The sequence below is a fragment of the Steroidobacter denitrificans genome, assembly GCF_001579945.1.
Taxonomy (GTDB): domain Bacteria; phylum Pseudomonadota; class Gammaproteobacteria; order Steroidobacterales; family Steroidobacteraceae; genus Steroidobacter; species Steroidobacter denitrificans.
Genome location: NZ_CP011971.1, coordinates 333,905 through 351,014 on the forward strand (window position 1 = coordinate 333,905; position 17,110 = coordinate 351,014).

Consider the following 17,110-nt stretch of genomic DNA (forward strand, 5'->3'; position numbering starts at 1 on the left):
TAATCCCGATGTCGGCCGATGGCGACGTGCTCGAGAATGAAAGCGACGTGACCGGCGAGGAGCGCCAGGTCATGCTCAATACCAAGCCGTTGTTCAAGTTGATGGTGGACAAACGGGCTTCGGATCTGTTCTTTACTTCCTACGCACCTATCAAGATCAAGATCGAAGGGCAGATATTCCCGGTCAACAAGCAGATGCTGACGCCGGAAGTCGTGCGCCAAGCGGCGTATGGTCTCATGAGCCAGGAGCAGATCGAGGCTTTCAACGAGGAACTGGAGATCGATTTCGCGATTTCCGAGCCGGGTTTAGGCCGTTTTCGCATCAACGTGTTCCATCAGCGCGGCAATCCGGCCATGGTGTTGCGCTATATCACCGCCGATATGCCGCGCCTGGACGACTTGGGGCTGCCCGAGATCCTGAAGGATCTGATGATGCTCAAGCGCGGCCTGCTGCTGATGGTCGGCGCGACCGGTTCGGGCAAATCGACCACGCTGGCCTCGATGATCAATTATCGCAACGAGCATTCCTCGGATCACATCATCACGATCGAGGATCCGATCGAATTTCTGCACTCCAACAAGAAATCCATCGTCAATCAACGCGAAGTCGGCCTGGACACGAAATCCTATGCACGCGCGCTGCGCAGCGCCATGCGCGCGGCGCCCGATGTGTTGCTGATCGGCGAAATCCGCGACCGTGAAACGATGGAGTCGGCGATCATGTTGTCGGGTACGGGACACCTGGTGCTTGCCACCTTGCATGCCAACAATGCAGCCGAAACGCTGGATCGCATCATCAACATGTTTCCGCGCGACCAGCACACGCAGATCTTCCTGGATCTTTCCCAGTACCTGCGGGCGATCATGGCGCAGCGCCTGGTGCCGGGCAAGAACAAGCGGCGCGTCGCTGCCGTGGAGTTGTTGATCAATACTCCGCATGTGCAGGAGCTGATCAAGAAAGGCGATGTGCTCGGTGCGAAGGAGGCGCTGCGCACCAGCAGCGAGAAGGGCATGCAGCATTTCGATACGGCATTGTACGAGTTGTACCGCGCCGGACGCATCACCATGGAAGACGCACTCGCCTACGCCGATTCACGCACCAACCTGGAAGCCAAGATCAATTTCGGCTGACGGTAACGGCCGATTCAACGGCGCTTTGCGCCACTATAATGGACGTCAGGGACGTTGGAGCGCTGGGCGGATCCCGCCGCCGGACTGGCGGCGTTTTTTGAACCGGCACGAAATTCCATCACGACGGTGCGAACACCGTCATGGCATCGAATACCGGCCCATCCACGCAGATACGCTTCATCGCCGGGCCGTCCGGGGTCTCCACCCGGACAGCGCAGCCTGCACATCCGCCGACTCCGCAGGCCATGAATTCTTCCAGCGAGACCTGACAGGGAATCTCGAAGCGCCGCGCAACCGTGGTGATCGCCTCGAGCATGGGTGTGGGGCCGCAGGCGAAAAGTTCGGTCCGGGCCAGCGTATCCTGGTCCAATGTGCTCAGCCAGTGAGCCGCCAGATCGCTGACGTAGCCGTCATGGCAGCCGGCATAGCCCGCCAGGCTGGCCAGCCGGCTGGGGATGCCCCATTCCTCCAGCAAGGGCATGCAGGCGATCGTGCCGTCCGGCATGCCGGGCACCAGAATCGTCGACGGCCGGGTACGGAACGGGAAGGGTATTTCCGAGCCCATCAACACCAGGGGCTGCCACTCGGCATCCGTACGATCGAGCAGGGCTTCGGCAAGGAATATCATGGGTGGAATGCCGACACCGCCGCCCACCAGCAGGGTATGTGGTCGCTGCGGGTGGGGCCTGAAGCCTTGTCCGATAGGGCCGAGGCAACTCAGCTGCTCGCCGACCTTTCTGTGTGACAGCAACGTAAGGCCGGCGCCCACGACCTTGTACAGAATCTCGATCGTACCTCGTCCGGCATGCGCCCGCATGATGGATAGCGGCCGGCGCATCGGCAGCGAGGGATCGCAGCTCAAATGGATGAACGAGCCGGGCGTGGCCGCCTGTGCGCATTTAGGCGCGTGCAGCTTCAGGACGTATTGCCGGCCGTCGAATTCCTGGTGTGAAAGTATTTCTGCGTCTTCCAGGAACAGAGTGCCGCGATGCGGATGTTGCTGACTCATGAGGCGAGAGAGTGTCGTGCTTGCGCATTGCGCAGGATGGTCGCGAGCACAGCCATACGTACAGCGACACCGTTGGTGACCTGACGCTGGATGACGGACCAGGGTCCATCGGCAACCTCGCTGGCGATCTCGACATTGCGGTTCATGGGGCCCGGATGCATGACGATCGCATCCGGATTGGCTCTGCCCATGCGTTCCATCGTAATGCCGAAGCTATGATGGTAGCTGGCCTCATCGGGAATATCCGTGGCGCTCATGCGCTCACGCTGGATACGCAAGGTCATGATCACATCGACGCCGGTAATCGCCTGGTCGATATCGTCGAAACGCAGCACACCCGGAAATTCCTCGGGCGGCGGCATCAGCTCCCGGGGCGCAGCCATGCGCAATTCGCCTGCACCGAGCGTCTTGAATGCCTGCCAGGCGGAACGTGCGACGCGTGAATGGCTGATGTCACCTGCGATGAGGATTCGCAGCGCGCCGAAGTCCCCTTTGAGCTGACGCACAGTCAATGCGTCCAGCAAGCCTTGTGTGGGATGCGACAAATGCGCTTCGCCGGCATTCAGGACGCAGACGTGAGGGGCCACGAACCTCGCCACGTAGGCGGGCAGGCCGGGCTCGGCGTCGCGCATCACCAGAATGTCGGCCTGCATGGCCTGCAGGGTGTAAATCGTGTCCAGCACGGTTTCACCCTTGACGCGGGAGGAAGATTGCATGTCCAGATTCACCACTTCGGCACCCAGGCGGCGTGCAGCCAGCTCGAAGGACACACGGGTACGCGTGCTGGGTTCAAAGAACAGATTGGCGACGGTATGCCCGGCAAGGCTCTGATCGCGCGCCGCCAGATCGCCCGGTTCGCGTACATAGAACTGCGCCAGATCGAGCAGCGCGGTGATTTCCTCGCGGCTCAATCCTTCCAGCGTGATGAGATGACGCAGGTGTCCTGTCGCATCTTTTTGCACAGTGGCGCTGGCGTCTATGCTCATGATTCGATCATTGTAGCGGGCTCATGCGTGCGTTGCCGACTCTTGCAGCGATTCGGCGGCGTCGGGATTCTCGAACCAGCGCTCCAGCAGAATACGAGCTGCGATCCGATCGATATCGCCATGAGTGATGCGCCTGCGTTTCAGGCCTGTGCTTCGGGCCGCACGCAGCAGCGCTTCGGCTTCGCGTGAACTGAGCCGTTCGTCCACCAGGGCTACGTTCCTGCGATAGCGCGCGGCAAGTTCGGCGCCGAAGGCCCGGCTGGCGCCGAACAGAGCTGTGGGTGTGCCGTCCATATTGCGGGGCAGGCCGACGACGAACAGCGCCGGCTGAAATTCATGGACCAGGGCATCGATCATTTCCCAGGAAATGCCGGCGGCCTGATCCAGGGTCGCCAATGCCCGAGCGGTGCGAGTAAGCGTGTCGCCGCTGGCCACGCCGATCCTGCGTGTGCCGTAGTCGAAGGCCAGGATGACTTCGACCCTGCTCAGGCGTGCCCCGCATGCAGGCTGATCGTGGCCAGATCCACGCCCAGCAGACCTGCAGCTGCCTGCCAGCGCCGCTCGTAGGGGGTGGCGAACAGGATACGCTCGTCGCAAGGTACCGTGAGCCAGGCATTCTGGAATATTTCATCCTCCAGCTGACCCGCGCCCCAGCCCGCGTAACCCAGCGCCACCAGGGCCGTGTCCGGGCCGCTGCCACGTGCCATGGCACCCAGAATATCGGGCGATGTCGTGACATGGAGGGTCGGCGACACCTGGCGCGTGTATTCCCAGTCCCCTCCGCCCCGATGGATGACGAAACCGCGGTCGGTCTGCACCGGGCCGCCTTGCAGGACCGGTTGCTCGGCGTTGATTCCGGGCGTCGTCGGCATCTGCAACTGTTCGAACACATCCTGCAAACGCATCTGCAGCGGGCGGTTGATGACGATGCCGAGCGCGCCTTCCGCATTGTGTTCCCAGATGAACGTGACGGTCTGCGCGAAATTGCTGTCGGCCATCGCAGGCATGGCGATGAGCAGTTGGTTGGTAAGGAAATCTCCAGTGGACATGGTGCCAAGTATCGGGGTCGTGAAGCCTGTACTCAAGATAATCCATCGTGGCGGCGGGCCATGAGAGTTCAGGGCGGGGCCTCGCCCATCAGGAATTGCCATTCGTAGGCGAAACGCAGTTCCTGGTATCGGTCGCGCAGTTCCACAGGAAAGGGATCGAAAGGGGAGGCGAGGCGCAGAATGGACAAGGCGGCCTGATCGATGTCCTTGCGCCCGCTGGAGCGCTTGACGATGGCGCTGCCCAACATGCCATCGGCATGAATGGAGACTTCCAGTACGGGGTTGTCGCCGCCGGCGTGGCTACGCACCGTCTGGGGAAAGTTGAGTGTACCGATCCGCTCGATCTTGCCGCGCCAGGCATCCAGATACGGTGCCAGGAGCGATTCACGGGTGTTGGGGATCACTTCGAAGCTGCCGTCGTTGCGCCGCCCGTGCAAACGCAGCGTCAGGTCGGTCGCGCTGGTCGCGATCGGACGCGGTGTGGTCGGTGAAAGCGCCAGAGGTGTCTGCACCTGTCGAGCAGGCGCGTCCTCGCCGCTGCGGTGGGCCAGGTTGCTTTGTGCGCTGCGGCTGCTGAGTATCCGGGCCGCCGGCTGACCGATAAGCGCCTCGCGATATTGGTCGCTGTTGCCATCGGACATGCCGGTTTGTTGCAACGCCAGCGCAGAGGAAGCCGGGTTGGCGGGACGTACGCGCTCATCCGTCGTCCCGCTGCCCAGCTGGCCGCGCTGCGCCAGGTATTGCGCCTGCAGATTGTCCGCAGCGCGAGTATCCGCGCCTGTCAACAGCAGGACCTCCAGTGTCGGCGTCGGCCGTTCATCCTTACCGGGTTTTGCGAATGTCACTCCGAGAATGACGATGCCGTGGAACAAGGCGGCCAGGAATAGCGTGGTCGTCAGGCGGTCCCTGACCGGGAGCGTCAGGCCGGCATCCCGACCCGGCATTCGGGCGGGCGGCAGGGCATCGGTCGCGGTGTTGCGGACGGTCATGGGCGCGGGGATCAGGGTTGCCGGGCCCGCGCCTCGAGGCGCCGGTCTATGGCGTCCATCAACCGGTCAGCGATCCGAATGCCGAATTGCCTGTCCAACTCGCGCACGCCCGTGGGACTGGTGACGTTGATCTCCGTGACATAGCCGCCGATCACATCCAGCCCCACGAACAGCATGCCGCGCTGCCTGAGAGCGGGACCGATCTGGCTGACCAGCCAGCGATCGCGATCGTCGAGCTCGCGGCCTTCGCCGCGGGCGCCGGCGGCCAGGTTGCCGCGATGGTCGGCGGCCGTGGGTATGCGGGCCAGAGCGTAGGGGACCGGCTCTCCGTCGATGACCAGGATGCGGGAGTCGCCGCTGGCGACGATCTCGGGCAGGTATTTTTGCACGATGGCGAAGCGCGATCCGTATTCGGTGAGGGTTTCGAAAATGACGCCGGCATTCTTGTCGCCGCGATCCACGACGAAGATCGAGCGTCCGCCCATGCCGTGCAGCGGCTTGCAGACGATGCGCAGATGCTCTTGCAGAAATGCATGCATATCCGCCATGTTCCGCGTGATGAGGGTCGGTGCACAGCAGTGCGGAAACCAGGCGGTATAGACCTTTTCATTCATGTCGCGCAGGCCCTGCGGACGGTTGACGACCAGAACGCCCTGTTCCTCGGCACGTTCCAAGATATAGGTCGTATAGATGAATTCCATATCGAAGGGCGGATCCTTGCGCATCAGTATCACGTCGAAAGCGGATAATGGCGCCAGTTGCGCCTCGCCGAGATCGAACCAGTTGTGCAGCGGGTCGTCACGGACCTCCAGCGGCTGCAGGCGTGCCTGCGGCACGCCGTCGGCGAGGCGCAGGTCGTCCTGCCGGGTGTACCACAGTTCCCAGCCGCGTGCCTGTGCGGCCAGCAGCATGGCCAGTGTCGTGTCCTTGGCGGGCTTGATGGACTCGATCGGGTCCATCACCACGACCAGACGGACCCGGGTCCGAGTTCCTGAGCGGGCCTCGGATCCGGTGCGTACGCTGGCGGAATCTGCGCCGGCAGGGTGCCCTGAAGGCGGCGTGGCTGGGGGTGAGAGGACCATGACCAAGAGTAACCTCGAACGCTGCGATGTGGTGTACGGCCCGAGCGAGCAATGCGTCACGTGTGACGGGCTTCATAGTATATGAGCGCAGCCAATGGCGGCCCCATAGCCAATATGTTAAAAGTTTCGGCAGTTGTGTTGCGCAGTCGAAATGACGGCAGCCCCTCGGCGCTCGTCATCGCGAGACGGCGCGGCGGCCGGGGCGAAACGGCGCGACCGACGGGCGATCCGAGGCAGGTCGCGAGAACCCTGCGCTCATTTCCGTGAGGTACCGATGGAGAATCTAGCAACGACTCAGGCCACCCGCCTCGCGGGTCTGAAGGTGCTGGTCATCGATGACAGCAAGACCATCCGCCGCACCGCCGAGACTTTGTTGTCCAAGGAGGGCTGCGAGGTTTTTACCGCAGTCGACGGTTTCGATGCACTGTCGAAAATCGCCGACCACCAGCCTGACATCGTTTTCGTCGATATCATGATGCCGCGCCTGGACGGGTATCAGACCTGTTCGCTGATCAAGCACAACAAGGTGTTTCGCTCGACTCCAGTCATCATGCTTTCGAGCAAGGACGGTCTGTTCGATCGGGCACGCGGCCGGATCGTCGGTTCCGAACACTATCTGACCAAACCGTTCACGAAGGACGAACTTCTGAACGCGATCGAAGCCCATGTTGGCGAGGTCTCGCGCTAGGAGCCGGTCCGATCATCGAGCAAAGGTAATCGAGATGGTCCCGGAGACAGCCCAGGCGGCAACGATGCAATCGCGGCAAGGTCAATCGGCGCAAGCTAAGTCGGAGCAAGGTATGGCCCTGATCCTGATCGTGGATGATTCACCCACCGAAGTGCATATCATGCAACAGGCGCTGGAGCGTCACGGCTACCAGACGGCCTCGGCCGGCGATGGTGCCGAGGCGATACGCAAGGCGAAGGAAATGCGGCCCGATCTGATCTTCATGGACGTGGTCATGCCCGGAGTGAATGGATTCCAGGCGACCCGCAAGCTGGCAGCCGATCCCGATACCCGGACGATTCCCGTCATCATGGTGACCTCCAAGGATCAGGAAACCGATCGTATCTGGGGCATGCGTCAGGGCGCGGTGGATTATTTGGTGAAGCCGGTGCCAATGGACAAGCTGATCGAGAAGGCTCAATCGGCCTTGGCTGATTGAGCCGCGGGCAACGAGCCGGCCGCATGACGGACATGACGAATCTGAAGGCCCTGCGTGCGAAACCCTTCGAGTTGCTACTGGAACTCGAGCGGCTGGCGCGTGCGGCCTTGACCGGCCAGGGCCGCGATGCGCCCGGCGAGCGGGAGTGGGTGGGTGTCGCTTTTCGGCTGCGCGCGGAGAATTTTCTGGTAGCGCGTGAAGAAACACGCGAGGTTCTGGGCTTTCCATCGGTCGTCACCCGAGTCCCGGGCGCCAAATCCTGGATCTGCGGGATTGCCAATGTGCGCGGGCAGTTGCTGCCGGTGGTGGATCTGCGTGCCTTCCTGGGTGGCGGCGCGAGCACGACGGCCCGCAGTACGAGGGTGCTGGTGGCCCAGCATCGGGAGGTGCCGGCGGGGTTGCTGGTCGATGAGGTTCTGGGTTTTCGGCGTTTCGCGGAAGACGAGTTTTCCAGCACGACGCCGCCGACGATCGCGCGCTGCGAGCGCTATCTCGCCGGTGCGTTTCGGCGCGGTGCAGAGTGCTGGCCGGTATTCAGTCTGCGTACCTTGTTGGAGAGCGCGGAGTTTTTGCAGGCGGCCTCCTGATGGAAGGACGTAGCTATGGGCGAGATTAGGATGAGCGGCGTACGGTTTTTGCCGGTGCTGATGGCGGTAGCGCTGGCCTGTATCGTAGCTGCGATTACGCTGCTGCTGCTGCCAGGCACGGGCCGCGGGCCGGCTGTGCAGGATGCCGACGAACTGGCGCTGCTGGCCCTGAAAATTCCCGCGCAGGCCCAGGCCGCTTTGTACGGCAACACCGAAGGCAATAAGGCCGCGTTCCAGACGCTGGCGCAATCGCGCACGCGTTTTGCCGCTCGGGCCGACGCCCTGGGCGCCGATGTGGCGCAGTTCGACGCCTCGAAGGCGTTGCTGGAAAGCAGCCAGACGGTGTTGGATGTCGAGGAGATACTGACCGGTGTGCGCAAGGCTTCAGCCGAGGTGCGCGCGCTCGTGCCTCAGCTGCTACAGAGCCTGGGGAACGTGGCGAGTGCGCTGGGCTCTCCCGGCGTGGAAGGCATGGCGCGGCATCTGGAGCGCTTCGAGCTGGCAGGTTTGCGCCTGCAGCAGGATACCGAAGCGCTGGCCGGCGGTATCGGCGATGGCGCTGCGATCGCGCGCCGGCTGGCGGATGGCAACGACTATATGGGGCAGGTCATCGGCGGTCTGGCCGGCGAGGATGCCGGCCTGGGACTGCCGAGCGTGACCGGTACGGAGGCGTCGACCCGGTTCAAGTCGACCCAGGCGCTGTACGCCCAGCTCAGCGAAAAGGTGCGTGGCGTGATCAGCGCCGCCGACCGGCTGCGCGAGGCACGCGCGGCCGGTATAGTACTGGCCGTCAGCGGCGATCAGGTCCATGCCCGCTTCGGCAGCGGTTCTTCCGCCGACGATATTGCCGGCCGTACTGCCGCAGCGGCGAGGGGCAAGACGCTGCCTGTGGCGCTGCTGGGGGGCGGAGTGCTGGCGCTGCTGGTGCTGTCCCTGCTGTATGCAATGAGCGGCAGCATCCGCAAGACGGTGGAACTTCAGACGGCCAAGAACGAGCGCAACCAGGAGGCGATCCTGCGCCTGCTCGATGAGCTTTCCAGCCTGGCCGACGGCGATCTGACCGTGCAGGCGACGGTGACCGAGGACATCACCGGCGCGATTGCCGATTCCATCAATTACGCCATCGAAGCGCTGCGCGAGCTGGTTACCACGATCACGGAATCCGCGGTATCGCTGGATGCCGCCGCGAAACAGACTCAGGCCTCTGCCGGCCAGCTTGCCAAGGCTTCCGTCGCGCAGTCCAAGCAGGTCACGCTGGCCTCGGAATCGGTCGCGGCAATGGCTGCATCGACCGAGGAAGTCTCCGGTAATGCGGAACGCTCCTCGGATGTCGCGCGCCATTCCGTCGACGTCGCGCACAAGGGCGGTGAAGCGGTGCGGCGCACGATCGACGGCATGAACGCGATTCGCGAAACGATCCAGGAGACGTCCAAGCGCATCAAGCGCCTGGGCGAGAGTTCCCAGGAAATCGGCAATATCGTCGAGCTGATCAACGATATCGCCGAGCAGACCAATATCCTGGCCTTGAACGCCTCCATCCAGGCATCGATGGCAGGCGAGGCCGGCCGTGGTTTCGCCGTCGTCGCCGATGAAGTGCAGCGCCTGGCCGAGCGTTCGGCGAATGCGACGCGGCAGATCGAGGTGCTGGTGCGAACGATCCAGGCGGATACGAACGAGGCGGTGGTCTCGATGGAGCGCAGCACCACGGATGTGGTCGGCGGCGCACTGTTGGCGGAAAACGCCGGCGCTGCGCTGGAGGAGATCGAGCAGGTGTCCAATCAGATCGCCAGTCTGGTGCAGAATATTTCCGCGAGTGCCCGTGAACAGGCATCGGCGGCGCAGAATATTTCGCGCAACATGGGGGTATTGCGCGAGATCAGTGCGCAGACGGCGGAGAATTCCTCGGCGACCTCCAGTTCGGTCGGCAAGCTGGCCGAGCTATCCGCTCAACTACGCAGATCCGTAGCCGGCTTCCGGCTGCCGGACGCGGTGACCGGCAGTACTGCGCTGCTGACCGGTCATGGCGGAAGCACGCCGCACGCCAAGGACGATGATGAAGCCGAACTCCCCGCGCCCAGAAAAATCAGTGGGCTGGTCGGATGAATTACGCGTCTCGGCCCTCACGGTTCTATGGCCGGTTCGCCGCCCGCGCCGCTGCGATGATCGACCGACATGATGCCCGGTACCCCTACTGAAGCTGGATTTGCACAGACTATGGCTGAGGTCTCATCGCAAACCCTGCATATCGTTGCACGCGAGCTGGCCGCCGAGCTGAATGAAGCGCGCGCGGCGCTCGAGGCATTCGGTGAACAACAGGACAACCTGGCCTTGCTGCGCAAGTGCCATGAGCATCTGCGTTCCGTCCACGGTGCACTGCGTATCGCCGAGGTTTACGGCGCCGCGTTGCTGGTGGAGGAGATGGGGCAGGTCGCACGCTATCTGATCGATAACTTCGAGGAAAGACGTCATCTGGCCGAGGGATTGGATGCGTTGATGCGCGCGATGGTGCAGCTGCCGACGTATTTGGAACGCGTAATGAGCGGCGGACGCGACATGGCGCTGGTGCTATTGCCTTTGTTGAACGATCTACGCGCCGTACGCGGGCATGCGCTGTTGTCGGAAGGCACTCTGCTGTTGCTTAATTTGAGTTCGGATCAGCAGGCCAATCCGGTCGCGGCCATCGATGGCGAGGCTTCGCTGACGGTGGCGCAGTGGGCACGCAAGTTACGTACCCGTTTCCAGCTGGGTCTGCTGGGCTGGATCAAGGGTGAACGCGTCGACCAGAATCTGGAGATTCTGGCGCGCACGGCGGAGAAACTCGAACAGGTCGCGACGACGCAGCCGGTGTTCCAATTATGGTGGGTGGTCGGTGCCGTGCTCGAGGGACTGCGCGAAGGCGGTCTGGAGGGCAGCGCTTCCGTCAAGCGGCTGCTGGGTCAGGCCGATCGCGACATGAGGCGACTGTATGAGCTGGGCGAAGTGCGTTATGCCGATTCGCCGGCGCTGGAACTGCTGAACAATCTGCTTTATTACGTGGCTCGCGCTCGTTCCTCCGGCCCGCGTGTTGCAGCTGTGCGCGCTTCGTTCCGCCTGAACGAGCTGCTGCCTGCCGACGACAGTATCGATGAGGCGCGCGAGAGCCTGTCGGCGCCGTCGGTCAAGCTCATGAAAACCGTGGCGGCCGCGATCAAGGAGGATCTGGGCCGTGTCAAGGACGCATTGGATATCTTCGTGCGCCAGGGGGGGACGCAGGTCGATGAGCTGGCGCCGCAGCTGGAACTGTTGAAGAAGATTGCCGATACGCTGGGTGTGCTGGGGCTGGGCGAACTGCGCGACAAGGTCCAGGCTGAAGCCGGCGATCTGCAGGCCATCGTAGCCGAGCGAATCGCGGCCGGCGACGATACCTTGCTGCGCATGGCCGCTACCTTGATCAAGGTCGAGGACAGCCTGGACGAACAGCTGGTCGGCATGATCGTGCCAAGTACCGGCGCGCAAACGACGTCCGCTTCGGATACTGCCGACGGTCCGGACGAGATCGAGTTTCGTCAGGTCACCGAGGCGGTGCTGCGCGAATGCATCGTGAACCTGGCCCGCATCAAGGAGGCAGTGGCGCTCCTGGTGGAAAAGCCGCGCGAAGCGCAGGCGATCGATCAGATCCCGCAGCTCACGCGCGGGATCATCGCCGGCCTGCTGATGCTGGGTAAAACGCGTGCGGTGGAAACCATGGAGGGCATCAATCGGATGCTCGGCCGGTTCGTTCGCAGCGATGGCCTGACATTGCCGCAGGAAGCCATGGACCGCTTGGCAGATGCAGTTGTTGCCGTGGAATATTACATGGAAACGCTGCAAGCCGGACGGGCCGATCCCTGGTACATGCTCGATAACGCCGAGACCTGCCTGCGTTTCCTGGCTGACGCCCAGCCGATCGAGCACGTTGAAACTGATGACTCCGGCCTTGCGGATCCGGCCCGCACGATCGTCATCGAATCGAACGCTCAGACCTTTGCACTGCCGACGCAGCATGAGCCGACGGCGGTACTGGCGTCGATGCCGGCCGTGAGTCGAGACGGCTCGGCGTCACGCCGGCCGGAGAGTCCATCCGAGCTCGATCAATCCGCATTGCCGGCAGCGATCGTCATGCCGCGTGAGGGCGATATCGATCCGGAGTTCCTGGAGCTGTTCATCGAAGAGGCCAAGGACGAAATCGGGCATCTCAGAGAGCTCTTTCCACGTTGGGACGAGAATCCGCAGGATCTGGAGGCGTTGATCAATGTGCGCCGGTCCTTCCATACCCTGAAAGGCAGCGGCCGCATGGTCGGTGCGCAGCTCATCGGCGAGTTCGCCTGGGCGATCGAGAATCTGCTGAATCGCGTGATCAGCAAGACTCTCGAACGCACTCCCGAAATGATGTCGCTGCTGCGCGAGAGCGTTGCCGCCGTGCCTGAACTGGTGGAACAGCTCGAAACGGCTCGTAGCCCGCAGCTCGATATCGCGCGCCTGATCGGCCAGGCGAATGCGATGGCGGGCGTACGTCCCGGCGCCGGCGCTTCGAGAAGGTCGGCTGCGCCTTCCGGCGCCGTACGGGCGGTGCCGTCTTCGGCACCCGTGTTGCCTGCGCCGGTTGCGGTACCTGAAGAAAAAAAAACGCCGCGGGCCGGCATGCCGTCCATCGCCGAGCGGATGGATCCGGTACTGCACGATATCTACGCCAAGGAAACCGCAGGGCATCTCGCGGCCATTCGTGAATATCTCGCCGTCTGTGAGCCGCTGGAGGCGCCTTACCCGGTCACCGAGTCCCTGCATCGCTCCTGTCACACGCTCAGCGGCACGGCCAAGACGGCCGGGGCGCGTCAAGGCATCAAGATTGCCGAACCGCTGAATCGCTATATACGCAAGCTCTACGATAATTCCGTCGGCTTACCGCCGGCAGGCCTGGCGATCCTGCGGGACTCGGTCGCCGCCATTCAGCAGGTCGTCGATCATATCGATGAGGACACCGGCTTTTTTACGGATCAGGCAGGCATCGTGGCACGCCTGGAAGCGCTCGAGCATGGCTTAGATGCCGAAATCTCCAGACTTGCCGAGGCGCTGGACGGCACGGTGTCGACGCCGATCATTGCGGGCGAGGTCGTCCCGGCGCTGGAAGCGCCGCTTGAGGGTGCCGCCGGTTCCCTGGCTTCGGACGATGATGATGTGCTCGATATTCTCAACTGGAGTTACGAAAACTTTCCGTCGGATCCGGATGATGACCCGGATGATACGGTCTCATCCATACCGGCCGACAGCGAGTCCGGATCGAGTATGCCGGCCGAGGGGGTTCCCGATGGCGCGAACACCGGGTTCGTGGATGATATCGAGGTAGAAACGGGCTCCCAGATCGAGGAGAGCGTCGCTGGCGATGACGGTACCGTCATCGCGGCCGGTATCGAGACGAGTCATGTCCTCGAAGAGGCCGGCAAGGGTACGGCGGCAAACGCCGCCATCGACGCTATCTCGCCGGATCCACAGGATTTCGCAGCGGAACAGGACTTCTCTGCGATGGATCCGGCGGACCTCGAAGCGGATGACTCGAATATCCTGATCGATGAGACGGGCGAGCAGGAAGCGGCCGATGACCCGGCTGCAGCGTCCGCCGAGGAGAGTCCGCAAACCATCATCGTGGAGACGGAGGCCTGGGCAGCCGAGTTCGACCCTCCGGAATTGGCCAGTGTGATGCGGGCCTCCGCTCTCGATGCAGTCGAAGTGTCCGAAGTGCCCGATGTATCCGAAGCGATCGATGCCGCCGAGGCGGACGGCATTGAGCCTGTCGCAACGGTGGCGGCGATTGTCGAAGAGGAAGAAGACGATTTCGATCCGGACATTGCCGCGATCTTTACCGAGGAAGCGGCCGAGCTGCTGGAGGCTGCCGATCAATCATTGTCGGCATGGATACGCGATCGCACCAACGGCGCACTCATTTTTGAACTGAAACGTCTCGTGCACACCCTCAAGGGCGGTGCCCGTATGGCGGGCATTCGCGCCATGGGCGATCTTAGTCATGAACTCGAAACGCTCATGCAACGTGTCGAGGCGAAAGAGGTACCGGCGGAACAGGCGGTGTTCGACGCCTTGCAGGCCAGCCTGGATGAACTGAATCGGATGCGCGATCTGGCCAGCGATGGCCAGCGCTGCACGCCGGCGCATGAACTGGTCGACCGTATTCGAGCACTCGCAGGCCTGGCACCGGCCGAGCCGGCTCGCGAGCCGGCGCCGGATTTCTCCCCTGAGGCGCATGCGCAGGCGTCGCTCGCACCCGTGGATGCAGCTGAATTCGAGTTTTCGCCGGCATCCCCAGATTCGCTGATATCACCGGACTCGCAGCCGGATGGTTCGCAGACCGACATGGTGCCGACGCTGACGGATCCCTTCGAATCTGTCGAGGGTCTGCCGGAATCCGCGCCGGATGCTTGGATTGGTGACGCCGCCGCTCGCGATATCGATGGCTGGCGTACTGAACTTCCTGGGACCGATACGCCGCCTCAGACTGCGATGCAGATCGATCGGGGAGAGGATGCGCAGGCGTCCTGGAACCCCGAAGCCGATACCGAGTCTGGGATCGAGCCGGCGGCTTTAATCGAGCCAGCCGCTGCCGCAGCCGGGCCTGGTTCGCCGGAGGTGGCGGGACTGGCGCCCGACTTGCCGGAGGTATTGCCGGAACCGGCACCGGAGGCGGCGGTCCTGCCTGGCCGCGAGCCGCAGGCCCAGGAACGCCATGAAGTCGCTCGCGTCGATGCCGACCTGCTGGACAATCTCCTCAACAATGCCGGGGAGGTGAGTATTTTTCGTTCGCGCCTGGAGCAGCAGATCAGCTCGATCGAGTTCAACCTCGCGGAACTCGGCCGCACCGTAACCCGCCTGAAAGAGCAGTTGCGCAAGCTGGAACTGGAGACGGAGGCGCAGATTCTGCACCGTCACGAAGCAGAGCATCCTGGCCGCGCCGATTTCGACCCCCTCGAACTGGACCGCTATTCCTCGATCCAGCAGCTTTCCCGCGCATTCGCCGAGTCTGTCAGCGACGTCAGCAGTATCGAAGGATTGTTGGAGAACCTCACGCGCGAGGCGCAAAACCTGTTGCTGCAGCAATCCCGTGTCGTCACCGAGATGCAGAACGGACTGATGCGCACGCGCATGGTGCCCTTCCAGCGCCATGTACAGCGGCTCAGTCGTCTCGTGCGCCAAGTGGCGACCGAGACGGGTAAGCAGGCCGAGCTGGTCGTGACAGGTGCTTCGGGTGAACTCGATCGTCAGGTACTCGACCGGATGTTGCCGCCGTTCGAGCATATGTTGCGTAACGCGGTTATCCACGGAATAGAGTCCCCCCAGGAACGTCTCGCAGCAGGCAAGCCCGAACGCGGTACGATCAAGGTCGGTCTGCATCGTGAAGGATCCGAGATGGTCATCGTCCTGGAAGACGATGGCCGCGGCATCGATGTCCAGGCAGTGCGGGAACGGGCGCGCCTGCGCGGCCTGTTGCAGCAGGGTCGCGAGCTGAGCGACGAGGAAGCCTTGCAGCTGATCCTGGAACCGGGGTTCAGCACAGCCAGCGCGGTCACGCAGCATGCAGGCCGTGGTGTGGGCATGGATGTCGTGGTCACGGAGATCAAGAAGCTGGGCGGCGCGCTGTTTACCCGTTCCCGGTACGGGCAAGGAGCACAGTTCACGATTCGTCTGCCGTTCACACTTGCAATCACCCAGGCGTTGATCGTACGCACCGGTGAGGAGCTATACGCCTTGCCGCTGCCCTCGGTCGAGGGCGTGGCCCGCGTGCCGCGCTCGAAGGTACAGCAGCATCTGGCCGAGGATACGCCCTCTTTCGATTATGGCGGACAGCTTTATCGCTTTCAGCATCTCGGAGCGTTCGTCGGTGGAGGTGCTTCGGTATTGCCGGAGGCGGATGTCTCGGTGCCCGTGATCCTGATCCGCGCCGGCGAGTACTCCACCGCAATCGTTACCGATGAACTGATCGGCAGCCGGGAAATGGTGGTGAAATCGGTCGGTCCGCAGATTGCCACGATCCGCGGTATTGCAGGCGCGACGATCCTGGGTGATGGGCGTATCGTGATCATCCTGGACATGGGGTCCCTGGTGCGCTCGGAATGGCGTGGACCTGCTGCTCTGAATTCCTTGGAGGCAGGTCCGGAGCGACGCGCGCTTGCTCTGGTCGTAGATGATTCGATCACGGTGCGTCGGGTGACGCAGCGGCTGCTGGAGCGCAACGGCATGCGCGTCATGACGGCGAAGGACGGTGTCGACGCTCTGTCGATCCTGCAGGAGCATAGTCCCGACGTGATTTTGCTCGATATCGAAATGCCGCGCATGGACGGCTATGAGCTGGCTGCGCATGTACGTGCCGATGCGCGCCTTGCCGCCGTTCCGATCGTGATGATCACTTCGCGCGTAGGAGAGAAACACCGTGCGCGGGCGATCGAGTTGGGGGTGAACGATTATCTCGGTAAACCCTACCAGGAAAATCAGCTGCTGGACGCGATCGAACCGCTGATTTCGGCGCGTCGTAGGAGAGTATCGTGAACACCTCCGTACCGGCGGAGGGCCGGATGAGCGAAGTCTCCACGCATGAACTCTACAGTCTGCTGGTGCCGCTGGCGCACGAGCGGCTGATCGTACCTCGTGCCTGCGTGGCCGAAGTCGTCACCTGGCAGGCTCCCGAGACGATGCATGGGGCGCCGCCGTGGTACCTGGGCACGATTCGCTGGAGCGGCCGGCCCGTACCTGTCGTTGCCTTCGAGGCAGCCTGCGGGCAAGCCGTTCCCACTCCTGGAACGCGCACCCGGATCGTCATTTTCGTCGCTTTGAGCGGCGCGCTATCGAGCGGGTATTTTGGAGTCATGACTCAGGGCTTCCCACAGCTGGTGCGGCTCAATGCGGACGTCGTGAAGGCGGATCCGAGCCGCAGCTTTGGCGAGCGCGGTCCAATCCTGTGCCAGGTTCAGATGCTGAACGAGTCACCGCTGATTCCCGATTTCGCCTGGATGGAGCAGATGATCAGCGAAGAGACGTGCGCTGCCTGATTTGGAAGCCGGTCCTGCCTTCGGCACCCTTGCCGGCAAAACCC

At 62.9% G+C, this 17,110-nt stretch carries 13 protein-coding genes; 7 read left to right on the top strand and 6 right to left on the bottom strand.

Going from position 1 to position 17,110, the window contains the following annotated elements:
• Positions 1-8 precede the first annotated feature (8 nt).
• On the top strand, positions 9-1,130 hold the full coding sequence (locus tag ACG33_RS01425) for a PilT/PilU family type 4a pilus ATPase (protein WP_237392661.1): 1,122 nt from the start codon (positions 9-11) through the stop codon (positions 1,128-1,130).
• A 118-nt stretch (positions 1,131-1,248) separates the two neighbouring features.
• On the opposite strand, the gene ACG33_RS01430 is transcribed toward ACG33_RS01425, so the two are convergent.
• From ACG33_RS01430 to gshB, 6 genes are all read right to left on the bottom strand, one after another.
• A complete protein-coding gene (locus ACG33_RS01430; protein ID WP_066918068.1) occupies positions 1,249-2,139 on the bottom strand; it encodes a dihydroorotate dehydrogenase electron transfer subunit in 891 nt (296 codons plus the stop codon).
• Positions 2,136-3,125, bottom strand: a complete 990-nt coding sequence (locus ACG33_RS01435; RefSeq protein ID WP_066918069.1) for an aspartate carbamoyltransferase catalytic subunit — start codon at positions 3,123-3,125, stop codon at positions 2,136-2,138. Before ACG33_RS01435 ends, ACG33_RS01430 begins: the two co-directional genes overlap by 4 nt.
• A 21-nt stretch (positions 3,126-3,146) precedes the next feature.
• A complete protein-coding gene (gene ruvX, locus ACG33_RS01440; protein WP_066918074.1) occupies positions 3,147-3,560 on the bottom strand; it encodes a Holliday junction resolvase RuvX in 414 nt (137 codons plus the stop codon).
• Between the two features lie 50 nt (positions 3,561-3,610).
• On the bottom strand, positions 3,611-4,174 hold the full coding sequence (locus ACG33_RS01445; RefSeq protein WP_066918081.1) for a YqgE/AlgH family protein: 564 nt from the start codon (positions 4,172-4,174) through the stop codon (positions 3,611-3,613).
• Between the two features lie 68 nt (positions 4,175-4,242).
• On the bottom strand, positions 4,243-5,163 hold the full coding sequence (locus ACG33_RS01450; RefSeq protein ID WP_066918083.1) for an energy transducer TonB family protein: 921 nt from the start codon (positions 5,161-5,163) through the stop codon (positions 4,243-4,245).
• 11 nt (positions 5,164-5,174) lie between these two features.
• A complete protein-coding gene (gshB, locus tag ACG33_RS01455) occupies positions 5,175-6,245 on the bottom strand; it encodes a glutathione synthase (protein ID WP_083536336.1) in 1,071 nt (356 codons plus the stop codon).
• Between the two features lie 274 nt (positions 6,246-6,519).
• Between gshB and ACG33_RS01460 the strand changes: the two genes are divergently transcribed.
• The 6 genes from ACG33_RS01460 to ACG33_RS01485 all read left to right on the top strand — a co-directional run bounded on the left by ACG33_RS01460 (position 6,520) and on the right by ACG33_RS01485 (position 17,066).
• Entirely contained in the window at positions 6,520-6,933 is a 414-nt protein-coding gene (locus ACG33_RS01460; protein WP_066918087.1) for a response regulator, read from the top strand.
• 112 nt (positions 6,934-7,045) lie between these two features.
• Positions 7,046-7,411: a response regulator gene (locus ACG33_RS01465; protein ID WP_066918089.1), complete on the top strand. Its 366-nt coding sequence runs from the start codon at positions 7,046-7,048 to the stop codon at positions 7,409-7,411.
• A 32-nt stretch (positions 7,412-7,443) separates the two neighbouring features.
• Positions 7,444-7,998, top strand: coding sequence for a chemotaxis protein CheW (locus ACG33_RS01470; protein WP_168159988.1), 555 nt, complete (start codon positions 7,444-7,446; stop codon positions 7,996-7,998).
• Positions 7,999-8,013: 15 nt separating this feature from the next.
• On the top strand, positions 8,014-10,101 hold the full coding sequence (locus ACG33_RS01475; RefSeq protein WP_083536337.1) for a methyl-accepting chemotaxis protein: 2,088 nt from the start codon (positions 8,014-8,016) through the stop codon (positions 10,099-10,101).
• Positions 10,102-10,212: 111 nt separating this feature from the next.
• Positions 10,213-16,566, top strand: a complete 6,354-nt coding sequence (locus ACG33_RS01480; protein ID WP_066918093.1) for a hybrid sensor histidine kinase/response regulator — start codon at positions 10,213-10,215, stop codon at positions 16,564-16,566.
• Positions 16,563-17,066: a chemotaxis protein CheW gene (locus tag ACG33_RS01485; RefSeq protein ID WP_157071625.1), complete on the top strand. Its 504-nt coding sequence runs from the start codon at positions 16,563-16,565 to the stop codon at positions 17,064-17,066. Before ACG33_RS01480 ends, ACG33_RS01485 begins: the two co-directional genes overlap by 4 nt.
• Positions 17,067-17,110: the final 44 nt, after the last annotated feature.